At 67.9% G+C, this 16,296-nt stretch carries 16 protein-coding genes and 1 pseudogene; 2 read left to right on the plus strand and 15 right to left on the minus strand.

All coding sequences use genetic code 11. From position 1 onward, the window contains the following. Positions 1-7 precede the first annotated feature (7 nt). The 8 genes and pseudogenes from FHR73_RS07405 to FHR73_RS07440 all read right to left on the minus strand — a co-directional run bounded on the left by FHR73_RS07405 (position 8) and on the right by FHR73_RS07440 (position 7,000). Positions 8-1,051 (minus strand): lactonase family protein, encoded by a 1,044-nt coding sequence (locus tag FHR73_RS07405; protein ID WP_183630300.1) that lies wholly within the window; start codon positions 1,049-1,051, stop codon positions 8-10. Between the two features lie 155 nt (positions 1,052-1,206). Beyond that, positions 1,207-1,392 (minus strand): tautomerase family protein, encoded by a 186-nt coding sequence (locus FHR73_RS07410; RefSeq protein ID WP_183630301.1) that lies wholly within the window; start codon positions 1,390-1,392, stop codon positions 1,207-1,209. Positions 1,393-1,401: 9 nt separating this feature from the next. Further along, complete coding sequence (locus FHR73_RS07415) at positions 1,402-1,821, minus strand: cupin domain-containing protein (protein WP_183630302.1); 420 nt, start codon at positions 1,819-1,821, stop codon at positions 1,402-1,404. 16 nt (positions 1,822-1,837) lie between these two features. After that, positions 1,838-3,498: pseudogene (locus FHR73_RS22750) on the minus strand (NAD-dependent succinate-semialdehyde dehydrogenase). Beyond that, positions 3,464-4,186, minus strand: a complete 723-nt coding sequence (locus FHR73_RS07425; protein WP_183630303.1) for an ABC transporter ATP-binding protein — start codon at positions 4,184-4,186, stop codon at positions 3,464-3,466. The pseudogene FHR73_RS22750 and the gene FHR73_RS07425 overlap by 35 nt, the downstream one beginning before the upstream one ends. Next, a complete protein-coding gene (locus tag FHR73_RS07430) occupies positions 4,186-4,992 on the minus strand; it encodes an ABC transporter permease (protein ID WP_221191500.1) in 807 nt (268 codons plus the stop codon). Before FHR73_RS07430 ends, FHR73_RS07425 begins: the two co-directional genes overlap by 1 nt. An 8-nt stretch (positions 4,993-5,000) precedes the next feature. After that, on the minus strand, positions 5,001-5,999 hold the full coding sequence (locus FHR73_RS07435; protein ID WP_183630305.1) for an aliphatic sulfonate ABC transporter substrate-binding protein: 999 nt from the start codon (positions 5,997-5,999) through the stop codon (positions 5,001-5,003). 17 nt (positions 6,000-6,016) lie between these two features. Continuing rightward, the gene (locus FHR73_RS07440) at positions 6,017-7,000 is read right to left on the minus strand and encodes an aliphatic sulfonate ABC transporter substrate-binding protein (protein ID WP_260175661.1); all 984 of its coding nucleotides are present in this window, start codon (positions 6,998-7,000) and stop codon (positions 6,017-6,019) included. 260 nt (positions 7,001-7,260) lie between these two features. Here FHR73_RS07440 and FHR73_RS07445 point away from each other — a divergent pair, with 260 nt between their 5' ends. Beyond that, positions 7,261-8,628 carry an LLM class flavin-dependent oxidoreductase gene (locus tag FHR73_RS07445; RefSeq protein WP_183630306.1) on the plus strand — a complete coding sequence of 456 codons (1,368 nt, stop codon included), beginning with the start codon at positions 7,261-7,263 and terminating at the stop codon, positions 8,626-8,628. A gap of 17 nt (positions 8,629-8,645) precedes the next feature. Beyond that, positions 8,646-9,431, plus strand: a complete 786-nt coding sequence (locus FHR73_RS07450) for a MetQ/NlpA family ABC transporter substrate-binding protein (RefSeq protein WP_183630307.1) — start codon at positions 8,646-8,648, stop codon at positions 9,429-9,431. A 42-nt stretch (positions 9,432-9,473) separates the two neighbouring features. Here the strand turns inward: FHR73_RS07450 and FHR73_RS07455 are convergent, their stop codons facing one another. From FHR73_RS07455 to sfnG, 7 genes are all read right to left on the minus strand, one after another. Then, the gene (locus tag FHR73_RS07455) at positions 9,474-10,076 is read right to left on the minus strand and encodes a trans-aconitate 2-methyltransferase (RefSeq protein WP_183630308.1); all 603 of its coding nucleotides are present in this window, start codon (positions 10,074-10,076) and stop codon (positions 9,474-9,476) included. A gap of 29 nt (positions 10,077-10,105) precedes the next feature. Beyond that, positions 10,106-10,852 carry an ABC transporter ATP-binding protein gene (locus FHR73_RS07460; protein ID WP_183630309.1) on the minus strand — a complete coding sequence of 249 codons (747 nt, stop codon included), beginning with the start codon at positions 10,850-10,852 and terminating at the stop codon, positions 10,106-10,108. A gap of 3 nt (positions 10,853-10,855) precedes the next feature. Continuing rightward, on the minus strand, positions 10,856-12,178 hold the full coding sequence (locus tag FHR73_RS07465) for an ABC transporter substrate-binding protein (RefSeq protein ID WP_183630310.1): 1,323 nt from the start codon (positions 12,176-12,178) through the stop codon (positions 10,856-10,858). Between the two features lie 57 nt (positions 12,179-12,235). Next, entirely contained in the window at positions 12,236-13,282 is a 1,047-nt protein-coding gene (locus tag FHR73_RS07470; RefSeq protein WP_183630311.1) for a branched-chain amino acid ABC transporter permease, read from the minus strand. A 10-nt stretch (positions 13,283-13,292) separates the two neighbouring features. After that, positions 13,293-14,174, minus strand: coding sequence for a branched-chain amino acid ABC transporter permease (locus FHR73_RS07475; RefSeq protein WP_183630312.1), 882 nt, complete (start codon positions 14,172-14,174; stop codon positions 13,293-13,295). A gap of 169 nt (positions 14,175-14,343) precedes the next feature. Next, complete coding sequence (locus tag FHR73_RS07480) at positions 14,344-15,135, minus strand: ABC transporter ATP-binding protein (protein WP_183630313.1); 792 nt, start codon at positions 15,133-15,135, stop codon at positions 14,344-14,346. Positions 15,136-15,138: 3 nt separating this feature from the next. Next, on the minus strand, positions 15,139-16,230 hold the full coding sequence (gene sfnG, locus FHR73_RS07485; protein ID WP_183630314.1) for a dimethylsulfone monooxygenase SfnG: 1,092 nt from the start codon (positions 16,228-16,230) through the stop codon (positions 15,139-15,141). Positions 16,231-16,296: the final 66 nt, after the last annotated feature.

Consider the following 16,296-nt stretch of genomic DNA (forward strand, 5'->3'; position numbering starts at 1 on the left):
ACGATCTTCAGCGGCTGAAGACCAAGCACACCGGGCTGCCGCAGCGCACCGCCGTACCGGTGGGTTCGAGGATTCCCCGGGTCTCGTCGACCAGGAAGGAGACGATGCTGTCGCTGTCTTCGTTGAGGGCGAACAGCTGGCGGCCATCCGGTGCCAAGGCGAAGGCGCGTGGCGTGCGGCCCCCGCTCGCCAGGCTGCCGAGCGGCGTCGGCAGCCCGCTCTGGAGATCCAGCGTGAAGACCATCAGGCTGTCGTGGCCGCGATTGGAGATGTAGAGCAGGCGCCCGCTGCGATCCAGTTCGATGGCTGCCGCCCGGCTGTTGCCGGTGAAGCTGGCCGGCAGCGTCGAGTGGATGGCCAGGGGGTCGAGAACACCGGAGCGGGCATCGAAGGCATAGCTGGTGAGGGTCGAATCCAACTCGTTGACCACATAAGCGCGCGGCAAGTGCGGGTGGCAGACCAGATGCCGCGGCCCCGCGCCTTCGCGGGTAGCCACCTCGGCCACCGGCACCAGGCGTCCGTCGCGAAAGGCGAAGCTGAAGATCCGGTCCAGCCCCTTGTCCGGCACCAGCACGAAGCGGCCGCTGGGGTCGAAGGGATTGCAGTGCGGCTTGGCATGGGGCTGTTCCTGGCGGTGCGGCCCGGGCTCGCCCTGCAGCTCCAGCAGCTGGACCAGCGGCTCCAGCCGGCCATCTTCCGCCACGGGCAGGACGGCGAGACTGCGACCTAGGTGATTGCTCACCACCAGGTGGCGATCGTCCGGCGCCAGCGCCAGGTGCACCGGGTTGCGACCGCCGCTGCCTTGCTGGTTGAGCAAGGTCAGGCAGCCGCTCGAGCGGTCGATGGCGAAGGCGCTGACCGCCTGTTCGTCGCCATGCACCGTATAGAGACGGTCACCCGCCCGATTGAGGGTCAGGTAGGACGGATTGATCAGGTCACCGACCACCTGGACGAGTTCCAGCGCGCCTGCAGGCATGACCCGGTAAACACTGATCCCCTCCCCGCGGGCCTGACGGGCACGGGTGGTTCGGCTGCCGACATAGGCGTACATAGGGCTCTCCTGGCACCGACTGGAAAGGTCCGACGTCCGCGCCATGGCGCCCGTCAGACCCGCTTGCGCCACCTTAGGCAACCCGCTGCCCAGCGAAAATTGACCTTTGGCCAACGCAGCGTTCACGCCTGGCGAACGCTTGCCAGGCACCTGTTTCAGCGTTCGCTATAGGGCACACCGCCGCGCGCTTTGTCTTCCGGCTCGGCCTCGACGATCTGCACGATGACGCGGTCGGGAGCCACGCCGAAGCTGTCCACCACCGCCTCGGTGATGCGCTTCATCAACATTTTCTTCTGTTCGGCACTACGACCCTTTACGGCGTGAACGATGATTTCCGGCATGGGTGGCTCCTAGGACTGGGTACGGTGTTCGGCGGCGATCGGGCGCGTCTCACCCGTTTCCACCAGGGTGCGGGTAGCGTCGGCCGAGCCGTAGATCCAGAGGATCTTCATGGGCTCGGTCGCCGAGGCATTGCGAAAGCGATGGGGCACCCCGGCGGGGATATAGGTGACGTCCTGGGGTGCGAGGGTGAATTCCTGGCCGTCGATGTCGAAGATCGCCCGGCCTTCCACCAGCATCACGCTCTCTTCGCAATTGTGGAAATGGAAGGGAATCTGCGCCCCACCCTGGAATTCGGTGTAGCCGTTGATGAAGGTGCGCGCCCCCAGGCCAGCGGTCACCAGCGGCGTGGTCGCAGCGCCACCGCCGCGGTCGTGCCTGGCGATGGCCTCGGGTTTGAGCAGCCAGGCAGCGGAATCGGTCTTGATCATGGAAAACTCCTCGAGGTCAGCCTTGCCAGACGGTCTTGACGTTGGTGAATTCGCGAATGCCCCATTCGCCCAGCTCGCGGCCATAGCCGGACTGCTTGATGCCGCCGAAGGGCACCCGCGGATCAGAGGCCACCAGGGCATTGATGAACACGGCACCGGCCTCGATGCGCCGGGCGAGACGCTGGGCGTTCGCCAGGTCACGCGTCCAGAGGGCAGCGCCAAGACCGAATTCGCTGGCGTTGGCGACGCGGATCGCTTCCTCCTCGTCGGCGACTCGGGTGATCGCGGCCACCGGCCCGAAGGTTTCCTCACGGGCCACGGTCATCTCGGGTGTTACCCGGTCGAGGACGGTGGGCGGATAGAAGAATCCCGGCCCGGGCAGCGGCGTACCGCCGAGCACCAGGCGTGCGCCTTCGGCGAGACTGAGCGTCACCTGGCGCTGCAGATCCTCGCGCAGACTGGCACGAGCCAGCGGACCGATCTGGGTGGCCCACTCCAGCGGATCGCCCAGCCGCAGGGTGGCGGCAGCGGTGGCGAAGGCCTCGGTGAAGGCATCGGCCACCGCCTCGACGACGATAAAGCGCTTGGCGGAAATGCAGCTCTGACCGGCGTTGCCGAAGCGCGCCTTGACCGCGGTCTGCGCGGCCAGGGCCACGTCGGCATCGGCCAGCACGATGAAGGGGTCCGAGCCGCCCAGTTCCAGCACCTGCTTCTTCATGAGCGCGCCGGCCTGGCTGGCCACCTGCTGGCCGACCGCGGTGGAGCCGGTCAGGGTGACGGCGGCGATGCGCGGATCGGCCAGCACCCCGGCGACCTCTCTGGCCTCGATCAGCAGGGTCGCCACCAGGCCGGCGGGCGGTCAGCCTCGGCAAACGCCTGTTCCAGCGCCAGGGCGCAGCCCGGCACATTGCTGGCGTGCTTGAGGATGGCGCCATTGCCGGCGGCCAGCGCCGGTGCGGCAAAGCGGACGAATTGCCAGAACGGATAGTTCCAGGGCATCACCGCAAGCACCACACCGAGCGGATCGTAGACCACCCGACTGTCGGCGGCAGTGCTGGCCACCGGGGTATCGGCGAGAAACCGGGACGCCTGCTCGGCGTAGAACTCGCAGGTCAGGGCGGATTTCTCGATATCCGCCTCGGCTTCCACCAGCGGCTTGCCCATCTCGCTGACGATGAGTCGGGCATAGGTGTCGCGACCGGCGCGCAGGACGGCGGCCAGGCGCACCAGGGCCGCGCAGCGCTCGGCGAGAGGGCGCTCCGCCCATGACCGCTGCGCCGCGGCGGCCTGGGCCAGGCGCGCTTCGACCTGGGCCGGCGCGTGGGTGTAGTAGGTCGCGATGGCGGCCCCGGTGGCGGGATTGATGACTTCGATCATGAACAGTCTCCATGTGTTTTTTATTATAACGAAAGACAATGCTAGACACGGTGATTGGACAGGACGGTACCTGCCTCTTCGCTCAAGCGACTTGGCAAAGAGACACATCAACCCTATCAGATGGCACTTTGAAATAACATTATACCAAGGAGACCGCCCAGACAAGGGCTCGCTGGCTGCTGCCACGCAGACGTCGGACTTCGCCAGATCGGAAAACCGGTGACAGCCCCCGTGGAAGGCGCAGGCCAGACCCGTTGCGGTGCGCTCAGAGCGACACCCTGAGCCGCTGCAATTCCTCATAGGCCTCGGCGGCCTGGGCCAGCAAGGCGGGGGCGCGCCTTTCACGCGGATGGGGCGCCGCCACGGCGAAGCGGCGCTGCACACGCGAGGGCGCGCCGCCCAGGACCAGGACGCGGTCGCCCAGGTAGAAGGCCTCGTCCAGGTCGTGGGTCACCAGCAGCACGCCGATGTGATACTGGGCCACCAGGCGCAGCACCAGGTCCTGCAATTGCCAGCGGGTGAAGGCATCCACCGCGCTGAAGGGCTCGTCGAGCAACAGCAGCCGTGGGCGACCATAGAGGCCGCGAGCGATGGCGACCCGCTGCGCCATGCCGCCGGAGAGTTGCTTGGGCAGCAAGGCGCCCTGCCCCTCCAGCCCGACGTCACTGAGCAACTGCGCCGTCCAGGCACAATCGAACCGCGCGCCGTCGGCGAAACCGACATTGGCGGCCACGTCCAGCCAGGGCATCAGCCGCGGCTCCTGGAACACCACGCCGACGCCCTGGCTGGCCGCGGCCAGGGTCATGCGGCCACTGAATTCGTCGTCCAGCCCGGCGGCGATACGCAGCAGGGTGCTCTTGCCACAGCCACTGGCGCCCAGCAGGCTGACCACCTCGCCGGCGGCCAGGGTCAGGTCGACGCCTTCCAGCACCCGGCGCCCGGCAAAGGCCTTGCCGATGCGTTCGAGGGACAGCAGGGGTTCGCTCATCACTGCCCGCCTTGGTAGGTGTCGCGCCAGGCCAGCGCCCGGCGTTCCAGGCGCAGCAGCAGTTCGTCACTGAGCTTGCCGAGCACCGCCAGCACCAGGATGGCGGCGATGACCACGTCCGGTCGCGAGGTCTCCCGACCGTCGCTGAGCAGGTAGCCGAGGCCGGCGGTGGCGGCGATCAATTCGGCGGCCACCAGGAACATCCAGCTCATGCTCAAGGCTCCGCGCAGGCCGGTGAACAGACTGGGCAAGGCCGCCGGCAGCAGGATGCGGCGGATCAGCGCTGGGCGCGACAGGCGATAGAGGCGGCCCACTTCCACCAGGCGGCGATCGACGTCGCGGATGCCGCTGACCAGCGCCAGGTACAGTGGAAAGAAGGCACCCAGGGCGATCAGCACGATCTTGGGCGTTTCGTCGATACCCAGCCAGAGCAGCAGCAGGGGCACCCAGGCCAGGCTGGGAATGGCGCGCAGGGCCTGGAACAGCGGATCGAGATAGGCCTCGGCGCGGCGCGACAGCCCGACCCAGGCGCCGATCAGCAGCGCCAGACCCGCGCCCAGGGCAAAGCCACTGGCGACCCGCGCCAGACTGGCCGCCAGATGCCGCCACAACTCCCCTTCCCCCAGCAGCCACAGGGTCCGCAGCACCTCGCTGGGCGGTGGCATCTGGTAGGCCGGCAGCCAGCCCAGGCGCACCACCGCTTCCAGCACCGCCACCAGCCCCAGGGGCAGCACGGCGCCGCGCCAGCGGCCACCCGCACCGCGAGCGGGTCGGGAGGCCTGGGCCAGCGGCGCAGCCTGGGTCAGTTCATCACTCACGGGGCGTTCACCTTGGCCACGGCGGGTTCGGCCTTGATCACGGCCTGGGCCAGCGCGGGCTGGACCAGGGCATCGACCGCCGCGACGGCGTCCACGCCGGGGCGTACCAGGCCTTCTTCGGCCAGCAGCGGCGCGGCACCCTTGAGCGCGGCGACGAATTGCGGACCCGGCAGCGGCTGGCTGAAATCGGTACGGGCGAGCTGGCGCTGGGCGACTTCCAGCGGCAGGCCGGACGCCTTGGCCAGTAATTCGGCGGTCTCTTGGGGATGGGCCAAGGTCCAGCGGCGCGCGTCCTCATAGGCGCCCAGCACCGCCTTGACCAGTTCCGGCTGGGCCTTGGCGAAGGCTTCGGTGGTGCTCAGCACGCCATAGCTGTTGAAGTCGAGATTGCGATAGAGCAGGCGCGAGCCCGCCTGCAATTCGCTGGCGGCCATGTGCGGATCGAGACCGGCCCAGGCGTCCACCTGGCCGCGCTCCAGGGCGGCGCGACCGTCCGGGTGCTGGAGATGGACGATTTCCACGTCGCCCTTCTTCAAGCCCGCCTCGCGCAGGCTGCGCAGCAGGAACAGATAGGGATCGGTGCCCTTGGTCGCGGCGATCTTCTTGCCCTTGAGATCGGCCAGCGACTTTAGCGGCGAATCCTTGGGCACCACCAGGGCGGTCCATTCCGGGCGACTGGCGAGATAGAGGGTTTCGATCGGAGCGCCATTGGCGCGGCTGAGCAGCGCCGCGAGACCCGCGGTGGAGGCGAAATCGGTGCTGCCGCTGTTGAGGTATTCCAGCGAGCGATTGCTGCCCTGGCTGAACACCCAGCGCACGGCGATGCCCTGCTCGCCGAGGCGCTTTTCCAGCAGGCCCTGCTCCTTGAGCACCAGGCTGGTGGGGGCATAGTAGGCGTAGTCCAGGCGGACTTCCTTGGGCGGTGCGGCCTGCGCCAGCAGCGCGCTGCCGAGCAGGGCCAGGCCGGCGGCCCAGCGTAGCGTGGTCTTGTGCATCTCGAGTTCCTTGTCGACTAGCGGGAGGTCAGGGGGGCGCTGGGGGCCCAGAGGTCCACGGCGCTGGCATCCACGGCAGTGGGTAGCAGCTTGGCCGCGTGGAAGGCATCGGCGATGCGCTGCTGCTCGCCGAGGGCCGCGCGACTGACCGGCTGGACATCGTAGGTGCGGCGGCCGTTGGCCAGCTCGACGGTAGCCTCGTCCAGGCGACCCCACTGCGGACCGAGAATCCGTGCCGCCTCGGCGGGGTGTTGCTTCACCCACTGCCCCGTGCGCTGCAGCTCGGCGAACACCAGGCCCAGCACCTCGGGATGAGCCTGGGCATAGGGGGTGGCGGCCAGGTAATAGCGCTGGTAGCTGGCCAGGCCTTCGCCGGAAGCGAGGATGCGAACGTGCTGCTGGCGCTGGGCGCTGGCGACGAAGGGCTCCCAGGTCACCCAGGCGTCCACCTTGCCATTCTCCAGGGCGGCGCGGCCGTCGGCCGGAGTGAGATAGGCCGGCTGGATGTCGGCGAAGCTCAGGCCGGCCTTCTGCAGAGCGGCGATCAGCAGGTAGTGGCTACCGGCGGCCTTGGTCACGGCGATGCGCTTGCCCTTGAGATCGCCGAGGGTCTGCAGCGGCGAGCCCTCCGGGACCAGGATGGCCTGGGCCTGGGGCGATGGTGTTTCCCGGGCGAAATAGGTGAGCTTGGCACCCGCCGCCTGGGCGAACACCGGCACGGTGTCGGCGACGTCGGCGGAGAGATCCACATTGCCGACGTTGAGGGATTCCAGCAGCGGCAGGCCGCTGGAGAACTCATGCCAGCTGACGGTGATGCCCTTGGCTGCCAGATCCCGCTCCAGGGTGCCCTGCTCCTTGAGCAGCACCAGCAGGGTGGAGGATTTCTGGTAACCGATACGCAGGCTGGTATCGGCCTGGGCGGCGCAGGCGAGGCCCAGCAGACCCAGGGCGAGCAGTCCCTGGCAGAGACCTGCGCGAAACGAAAAGCGGATAGCGGCCATGAATGCCTCAGCGGGCGGCGAATGGATGCCGGCCACGATAAGGAATAAGCAAAGGTCAGCTTAATACCGATTTGGAATTTGGTTAGAGGTGAGGCCCACGCCCGCGAACGCCTTAACGTTATTCCGAAAGGCTATTTAAAGCCCGGTATATCTTGAAGCTAACGTATAACCACCGGACCACCGGATCTCTCCTTTCGCCTTGAACCCGAGGATCCCATGGCTGTGCTCCGGACTCTTCTCCCCGCGGGGGCACCCGCCCCATGACCGCCCCCGCCAAGCAGGTGCTGCTCAACGCCTTCAACATGAACACCGTGGGCCACATCAACCACGGTCTCTGGACCCATCCGCGTGACACCTCCAGTCGGTATCACACCCTCGGCTACTGGACCGAGCTGGCCCAGCTGCTGGAGCGCGGCCTGTTCGATGGCCTGTTCATCGCCGACATCCTGGGCGTCTACGACGTCTATGGCGGCAATGTCGACCTGACCCTGCGCGAATCCATCCAGTTGCCGGTCAACGACCCCTTCCTGCTGGTCTCGGCCATGGCCGCCAGCACCCGGCACCTGGGTTTCGGCCTCACCGCCAACCTCACCTACGAGCCGCCCTATCCCTTCGCCCGCCGCCTCTCCACCCTGGATCACCTGAGCGAAGGGCGCGTGGGCTGGAACATAGTCACCGGCTACCTGGACAGCGCCGCCCGCGCCATGGGCCTGGACCGGCAGATCGCCCACGACCGCCGCTACGACCAGGCCGACGAATACCTGGAAGTGCTCTACAAGCTGCTCGAAGGCAGCTGGGCGGACGATGCCGTGGTCCGCGATCGCGTCCAGCGGATCTATGCCCGACCCGAGCGGGTGCGCAAGGTCGCGCACCATGGCGAATTCTTCGACGTCGAGGGCTATCACCTCTGCGAGCCCTCGCGGCAACGCACGCCGGTGCTGTTCCAGGCCGGCTCCTCGGATCGCGGTCTGGCCTTTGCCGGGCGCCATGCCGAGTGCGTCTTCATCTCCGGGCAGGACCAGGCCGCCACCCGCGCCCAGGTCGAGCGGGTGCGTGGCGCGGCCGTGGCCGCCGGCCGCCGCGCGGATGACGTCAAGTTGTTCATGGGGCTCACGGTGATCGTCGCTCCTACCGCCGCCGAAGCCCGCGACAAGCACGCCGAATACCTGAGCTATGCCAGCCCCGAAGCCGGGGTCGCCCACCACTCCGCCTCGGTGGGCATAGATCTCGCCGCCTATGGCCTCGACGAACCCATCCGCCCGCAACGGACCGAGGCCATCGAGTCGGCGCTCAAGCGCCTAGTCGCCAAGGACGCCGGCTGGACCCGCCGCAAGCTGCTGGAGCAGCACGCCCTCGGTGGCCGCTACACCGCCCTGGTCGGCGATCCCGGGCAGGTGGCCGATGCCCTGCTCGGCTGGATCGACGAAACCGGGCTGGACGGCTTCAACCTGGCCCGCACCGTCACCCCCGAGTGCTACGGCGACTTCATCGACCTGGTGATCCCGGAGTTGCAGAGCCGGGGTCGCTACAAGACCGCCTATGCCGAGGGCAGCTTCAGACACAAGCTGTTCGGCCGCGGCGACCACCTCGACACCCGCCATTTCGGCAGCCGTTTCCGCCAGGACTGACCCTTCAAGGACGCCCCATGACCCGCCTCAAGCCCCTGCTCTTCGCCCTCGGCCTCTTCAGCACCGCAGCCCTGGCCGCGCCTCTCAAGATCGGCACCACCGCCGCCTTCGCCCCGCCGCTGGAAGTCGCGGTGCAGGAGGCCAAGGCCGCCGGGCTGGACGTGGAGATCGTCGAATTCAGCGACTGGATCGCCCCCAACACCAGCCTCGCCAACCACGACATCGACGCCAACTACTACCAGCACATCCCCTTCCTGGAGAACGCCAAGCGCACCGCCGGCTATGACCTGGTGGCGGTGGCGCCGGGGATCATCAACAACGTCGGGCTCTATTCGAAGAAGTACCGCACCCTGGCCGAGGTCCCCAAGGGCGCGCGGGTGGCCATCGCCAACGACGCCATCAACGGCGGCCGTGGCCTGTTGCTGCTGGAGAAGGCCGGCTTCATCAGCCTCAAGCCCGGCGTCGGCTACCACGCCACCCTGGCGGACATCACCGGCAATCCGCGCGACATCCAGATCGTCGAACTGGAGGCCGTGCAGCTGGCCCGCTCGCTGGACGACGTCGACGTGGCCCAGGGCTATCCGCACTACCTGCGCCTGGCCAAGACCATAGATCCCAACCAGGCCCTGCTCTTCGATGGCCTCGACCACCCCGAGTACGTCATCCAGTTCGTCGCCCGCCCGGACAACAGGGACGATCCGCGCCTGGCAAAGCTGATCGACCTCTACCAGCACTCGCCCAAGGTCCGCGCCGCCCTGGACCAGGCCCACGGCACCCTCTACCAGCCGGGCTGGAAGGAGTGATCCGCGCCGCGCTCCTTTAGCGAGAACCCCGCCTGGAGACCGTCAGAGCTTCTCCACGACGAAGGCACAACGTCCACGATTGCGGCCGCCGTCGGGCAGGTCCATGAATTCGTCGATGAGGATGCGCACGCCCTGCCCCAGCAGCAGGGCGCGCAGCTCCTCCGGCGGATGGGAGTCATAGAAGAACGGCTGGTCGAACATCGTATCGACGAAGGCAGCCGCCGCCGAGCCGCCCGCCGTCAGCATCAGCCGTCCCCCTTGCGGAAGCCCGGCGATCACCCGCGCCAGGAGCGTCGCGTGCCAGCGGCGCTCCAGATGGAACAGCGCATCCCACAGCAGCGCGCCCTGGTAGGGTTCGGCGCAGGCATAGGTTTCCAGCCGCGCCTCGATCCAGCGCTGCTTGGGAAATTCCCGCCGCGCATGGGCCAGCATGGCGGCCGCCTGGTCGACCCCGAGCACGCGATGCCCCTGGGCGAGGATGGCGGCGGCGACCGGGGTGCCGGTGCCGCAGCCCAGATCGAGCAGGGTCGCCCCGGGTTCGAGTTTTTCCAGGAGCACCTCCAGGTAGCGACGTTCGTCGTCCCTGAGGCTGACGCGGGCCTGGCGAAAGGTGTCGGCGATGGCGTTGTAGGAGGTCTTGTTCATGGCCTGGGCTCCCGGGTCGTCCCGGGAGCTTAGCCCACCCCCAGGTAGGCCGCCTGCACCGCCTCGTGCGTCAGGCCCATGCCGGGCACGCCGGACTGCACCACCCGCCCGCTTTCCAGCACGAAGGCCTGGTGGGCGTAGTCGAGGGCGATGGCGCTGTTCTGCTCGGCCATCAGCACGCTCAGGCCTTCCTCGCGGTTGAGCCGGGCGACGCTTTCGAAGATCTCCTCCACCAGCAGCGGCGCCAGGCCCATGGAGGGTTCGTCCAGCAGCAGCAGGCGGGGCCGCGCCATGAGCGCACGACCCAGGGCGATCATCTGCTGCTCGCCGCCCGAGGTCAGACCCGCCAGCTGCCGGCGCTTGCCGGCCAGGCGGGGAAACCAGGCATAGATCCGCTCCAGTTCCTCACGCTGCGCGGCGCGCCCGAGGCGGCGGACGAAACCGCCGCTGAGCAGATTTTCCTCCACGCTGAGTCGCGCGAAACAGTGGCGCCCTTCCAGCACCTGGACCAGTCCGGCGCGGACCCGGGCATCGGCCGACTGGCCCGCGAGGTCCCGCCCCTCGTAGCGGATGGCGCCGCGGACCAGGGCGCCGCGGGCGGCGCCGAGCAGCCCCGAGAGGGCCTTGAGCGTGGTGCTCTTGCCGGCGCCATTGGCGCCCAGCAACGCCACGATCTGGCCCTGGCCGACCTCCAGGCTGATGCCATCGACGGCCAGGATGGCGCCGTCGTAGCGGATTTCGATGGCCTCGACCGCCAGCAAGGGGGTGGTCGTCATGGATCAGCTCTCCTTGCTGCAGTCACGCGGAGTGATGCCCTTTTCCTTGGCGTACTGCCGGGCCGAGGCCTCGATGATCGGTCGCAGGAAGGCGCGATCGGCCTGCACCCAGTCGCTCACCAGTTGCCACTTCTCGCCATCCCACTGCTGGATGCGGATGGCGCCGCCGCCTTCGTGGTCGGCGCAGGAGAGCCTGAGCGGCTGTACCAGTCCCTTGGCGCCCAGGGCCTGCAGGCGGGCGTCGTCCAGCTTCAGGTGTTCGAAGCCCCAGCGCACCTGCTCGCCGCTGAGAGGCTTGTCGCCGTACCTGGCCTGGGCCAGGCGCAGGGCCTCGATGTTGAGGATGCCGTTGACCACACCGAGGTTGTAGTAGACGGTGCCGAATCTCTTGGGATCGGCCAGGTCGCTCTGCCCCTTGGCCACCACGTCGCGTTCGATGCCCTGCAGCACCGGGAAGGCGGTGCCCGAGGGGTGGGTGGTGATGGCCAGGAAGCCTTTGGCCGCGGCGCCGGCCGGACGCACGTCTTCCTCGGAGTTGCTCCAGATGTTGCCGATGATGTGATCGACCGGAAAGCCGACTTTCTGCGCGGTCTTGATCGCCACCGGGTTCATCACCCCCCAGCCGCGCAGGATCACCCAGTCCGGCTTGAGGCGGCGGATATTGAGCCACTGGGATTGCTGCTCGTTGCCGGGATGGGGCACTTCCAGCAGGGTCAGCTCGAAGCCATAGCGATCCGCCAGCTTCTGCAAGACCTCGTTGGTCTCCTTGCCGTAGGGCGAGCCGTGGTAGAGGGTGACGATCTTCTTGCTCTTGAGACTGGCCTCGCCGCCGCCCTGCTGGGCGATCCAGTTGAGGATGGCCGAGACCTCCGAATAGGGATTGAGCTGCAGCGGGAAGACATAGGGAAAGACGCTGCCATCGGTGGAGTCGGTGCGACCGTGGTTGATGGTGATGAGCGGCAGGCGGTCGGCGGTGGACCTGTCCAGGGTGGCGTAGGCGATGCCCACCGACAGCGGGTTGGTGGCGACCGCGGGCGCGCCGTCACGGCCGTTCTTCAGTCGCTCGTAGCACTCCACGCCCTTCTCGACGATGTACTCGGTCTCGCACTCGCTCCACACCAGCTTGACGCCATTCACCCCGCCATTGGCGTTGACGTACTTCAGGTAGTCGATGAAGCCACCGAAGAAGCCGGTGCCGCCGGCGGCATAGGGGCCGACGCGATAGCTCTGCAGCGGGAAGTATTGCTCGCCGGCGGCCTGCACCGGGCCGAGGGAGCTGAGGCCCAGGGCCAGGACGAGGCTGCCGAGCAGATGACGTTTGCACATGGGGACTTTCCTTGTGGGGGGTGTTGGGCCGGCGAGCCTGGCCGCCGGCGAAGGGGATCAGGCGCGGCGCAGACGTTGCCAGCCGCGGGTGGCGAGGCGGGTCAGGCCCTCGGGTTCCTTGATCAGCACCAGGATGATCAGGGCGCCGAAGGCCATCTTCTGCAGGTTCTCCAGCTGGCCCGCGGCGATGAGGTCGGTGGGCAGCCAGCCGGCCAGGTTGGAGAGCAGCAGCGGAAACAGCACCATGAAGGCGGCGCCATAGAGGCTGCCGGCCAGGCTGCCGAGTCCGCCGAGGATGACGATGAAGAGGATCTGGAAGGAGCGACTCAGGTCGAAGCCGTGGGGCTCCACGGTGCCCAGGTAGGTGAAGGCCCAGAGCGCCCCGGCGACGCCGAGGTAGAAGCCGCTCAGGGCGAAGGCCAGCAGCTTGGCCCGCACCACCGACAGGCCCATCACCGCGGCGGCGGTTTCCCGGTCGCGCACCGCCATCCAGGTACGGCCGAGTTCGCCGTGCACCAGTCGCGCGGCGAAGGCGAACAGCACCAGGACCACCAGCAGGGTGGCCAGGTAGCGACCCAGCGGCCCGCCGAAATCCTGGCCCAGCAGCACCAACGGCGGCGCGCTGATCACCCCCGAGGCGCTGCCATGGGAAAACCAGTCGAAGCGGGTCAGGGCCCAGAGGATGAAGAACTGCGCCGCCAGGCTGGAGACGATCAGGTAGAAGCCGCGGATCCTCAGGCTGGGCAGGCCGAACAGCAGCGACACCAGGGCCGCCAGCAGGCCGCCGGCGAACAGGCACAGCGGCAGGGGCCAGCCCAGGCGCACCTGCAGGTTGTAGGTGGCGAAGGCGCCGACCGCCATGAAGGCGGCCGAGCCCAGCGACAGCTGCCCGGTATAGCCGGTGAGCAGGTTGAGTCCAAGCCCGGCCAGGGCCAGCACCAGGAAGGGAATCAGCAGGGCATTGAACAGGTAGTCGCTGCCAACCCAGGGCAGCACGCCAAAGGCCAGGACCAGGAGAGCGGCCAACGCCAGGCGCGCGGGTCGCACAGCGGGTGCCCGGGAGGACAGCGAACGCGCCGTCAGGGCGTCGAGGGAAGTGCTCATGGAAGATCCTCTAGACGCGCTCGACCACGGGTTCGCCGAACAGGCCAACCGGTCGAATCAGCAGGAATACCAGGGCGAAGGCATAGGGAAACCAGTTCTCCAGGCCGCCGCCGATGAGGGGGCCGAGATAGACCTCGGCGAGTTTTTCGCTGGCGCCGATCAGCAGGCCGCCGACGATGGCCCCGGTGACCGAGGAGAAGCCGCCGATGATCAGCACCGGTAGCGCCTTGAGCACGATCAGCGACAGCGAGAACTGCACCCCCAGCCGCGCGCCCCAGAGCAGGCCCGCCACCAGGCCGACGCAACCGGCCACCGCCCAGACCAGCGCCCAGATACGCGGCAGACGGATACCCACCGCCTGGGCCGCCAGGGGATCATCGGCCACGGCGCGCAGCGAGATGCCCAGGCGGGTGCGCTCGAACAGCAGCGACAGTCCGATCACCAGCACCGCCGCCACCGCCGCGGCGAACAGGTCGAAGCTCGACAGCAGCAGCTCGCCCAGCTCCAGCGGACGGTCCTCGATGCCCAGGTCCAGGCCGTGCACCTGGGCGCCCCACAGCGCCTGGGCGGCGCCCTCGATGAAATAGGCCAGGCCCAGGGTGGCCATGAACAGCACCAGCGGCGAGCGATTCACCAGCGGCCGTAGCACCGTGCGCTCCACCGCCACCGCCAGCAGCACCATGACGCTGGTGGTGATCGCCAACGCCAGCCAGCCGGGTAGGCCGCGCTCCACCAGGCTGACGTAGGTCAGAGCAGCGAACAGCAGCATGGCGCCCTGGGCGAAATTGAAGACGCCCGAAGCGCGGTAGATGAGCACGAAGCCCAGCGCCACCAGGGCATACATGACCCCGGCGAGCAGGCCGCCAAGCAAGACTTCCAAGAAAAACGCCATGGTTTTCTCCCTGAGGCGTCCAGTGTCCTTAGAAGCTGTTTACAATCTCGCGAGCTAGAGCCAACAAGGCGGAAAGGCCTGAGGAAGCGGAGTTTACGAGTGGTAAATGAGCATTCCGAAGGCATTTCCAACGCCGGTTGGCCGACGCGCAGCAGATCGTAAATAACTTCTAATGTCGGGTCCCGAGATAGGCGGCGATAACCGCCGGGTCCTGGCGCACCGCGGCGGGTGCGCCGTCGGCGATGAGCCGACCGTAATCGAGCACCACCACGTGATCCGCCAGTTGCATCACCACCTGGATGTCGTGCTCGATCAGCACCACGGTGACCCCGTGCTCGCGGTTGATGGCCTGGATGTAGCCGCTCAGCTCGCGCTTCTCCGCGGCATTCATCCCGGCCATGGGTTCGTCCAGCAGCAGCAGCCGCGGCTCGGCCGCCAGTGCCCGGGCCAGCTCCACGCGCTTCTGCAGCCCATAGGGCAAGCTGCCCACCGGGACGTCGCGCCAGGGACCCAGGTGCAGGAAGCCCAGCGCCCACTCGGCCACCGCTCGCTGCACCCGCTCTTCGGCCGGAGCGCGGCCCAGGCCCAGGGCCTGTTCCAGCCAGGAGGCGCGCCGATGGCGGCCGCGCCCGGTGAGCACGTTGTCCAGCACGCTCATGCCCTTGAACAGCGCCAGATTCTGGAAGGTACGCGCGACCCCGGCCCGCGCCGCCGCCTGCGGGCGCCGCAGCGCCGCGCTGCTGCCAGCCAGCCGCACCCTGCCCCGCTGTGGTCGGTAGAGGCCGTTGATCACGTTGAGCAAGGAACTCTTGCCGGCGCCATTGGGCCCGATCAGGGCGCAGATCTCGCCTTCGCGAACCTGGAAGCCGACCTCGGCGAAGGCCGTGACCCCGCCAAAGGCCAGCGCCAGATCGCTGACCTCCAGTAGCACCGTCGACGGCGTGGCCAGAGCCGCACCCATGGCCTAGGCCGCCGCCTGGGCCGCGGCCCGGGCTTCGAGTTCGCGCACCAGCGGCAGCACCCGCTGGCCGAAGTACTCCACCTCTTCCTGGAAGTGCAGGAAACCCGCCAGCACCAGGTCCACGCCCACCGCCTTGAGGGCGACGATGCGCTCGGCGATCTGCTCGGGGGTGCCGATCAGGTTGGTCTTGAAGCCGTCGTTGTACTGCACCAGATCCTCGAAGCTGGACTTGGCCCAGTTGCCCTCACCTTCCGGACTGGCCGCGCCGGCATTGCGCGCCTCGTGACCGAAGGCCTGGACCGCCTCGGGATTGGCCTTGGCGATGATCTCGTCGAGCACCGCGCGGGCCTCGGCCTCGGTGTTCCGGGCAATGACGAAGGCATTGACGCCGACCTTGATCGAGTGGCCGTTCGCCGCGGCCTTGGCGCGCAGGTCCTCGACCTGGGCGCGGATGCCCTCGGGGGTGTTGCCGTTGGTGAAGTACCAGTCGGAGACCCGTGCCGCCATATCCCGCGCGGCCCGGGAGCTGCCACCCTGGAAGATCTCGGGATGCGGCTGCTGCAGCGGCTTGGGTTTCAGGGTGTAGTTGCGGAAGCGATAGAAGTCGCCGGCGAAGCTGAAATTGTCCTGGGTCCAGATGCCCTTGAGGGCGCGGATGAATTCCTCGGAACGCCGATAGCGCTCGTCATGGTCGAGCCAGGGCTCGCCGATACCGTGGAATTCGCCCTTGAACCAGCCGGACACCAGGTTGATGGCGACCCGGCCATTGGTGAGCTGGTCGATGGTCGCCAGCTGCTTGGCCGCCAGCGCCGGATTCCAGGGGCCGGGCAGGATGGCGGCGATCACCTTGAGGCGCTCGGTGGCGGCCAGCAGCGCATGACTGAAGGCGACCGATTCGTGCTGGTATTCGGCGCCGTAGCCGGCGGTGAAACGGATCTGCGTCAGGGCGTAATCGAAGCCGGCCTGCTCGGCGAGCTGGGCCAGCTTGCGGTTGTAGTCGATGCCCCAGTGGGTGCGCTGCTCGATGGTGCTGACCACCAGGCCGCCGCTGACGTTGGGGACCCAATAGGCGAATTTGACGGGGTTCTGCGACATGCAAAGGCTCTCCGGGTTGGGCTCGCCGCGAGGGCGAGCGAAACAGTGACCCTGAGCCGTTAATCA

The organism is Pseudomonas sp. AS2.8 (genome assembly GCF_014190935.1).
Lineage (GTDB): Bacteria > Pseudomonadota > Gammaproteobacteria > Pseudomonadales > Pseudomonadaceae > Chryseomonas.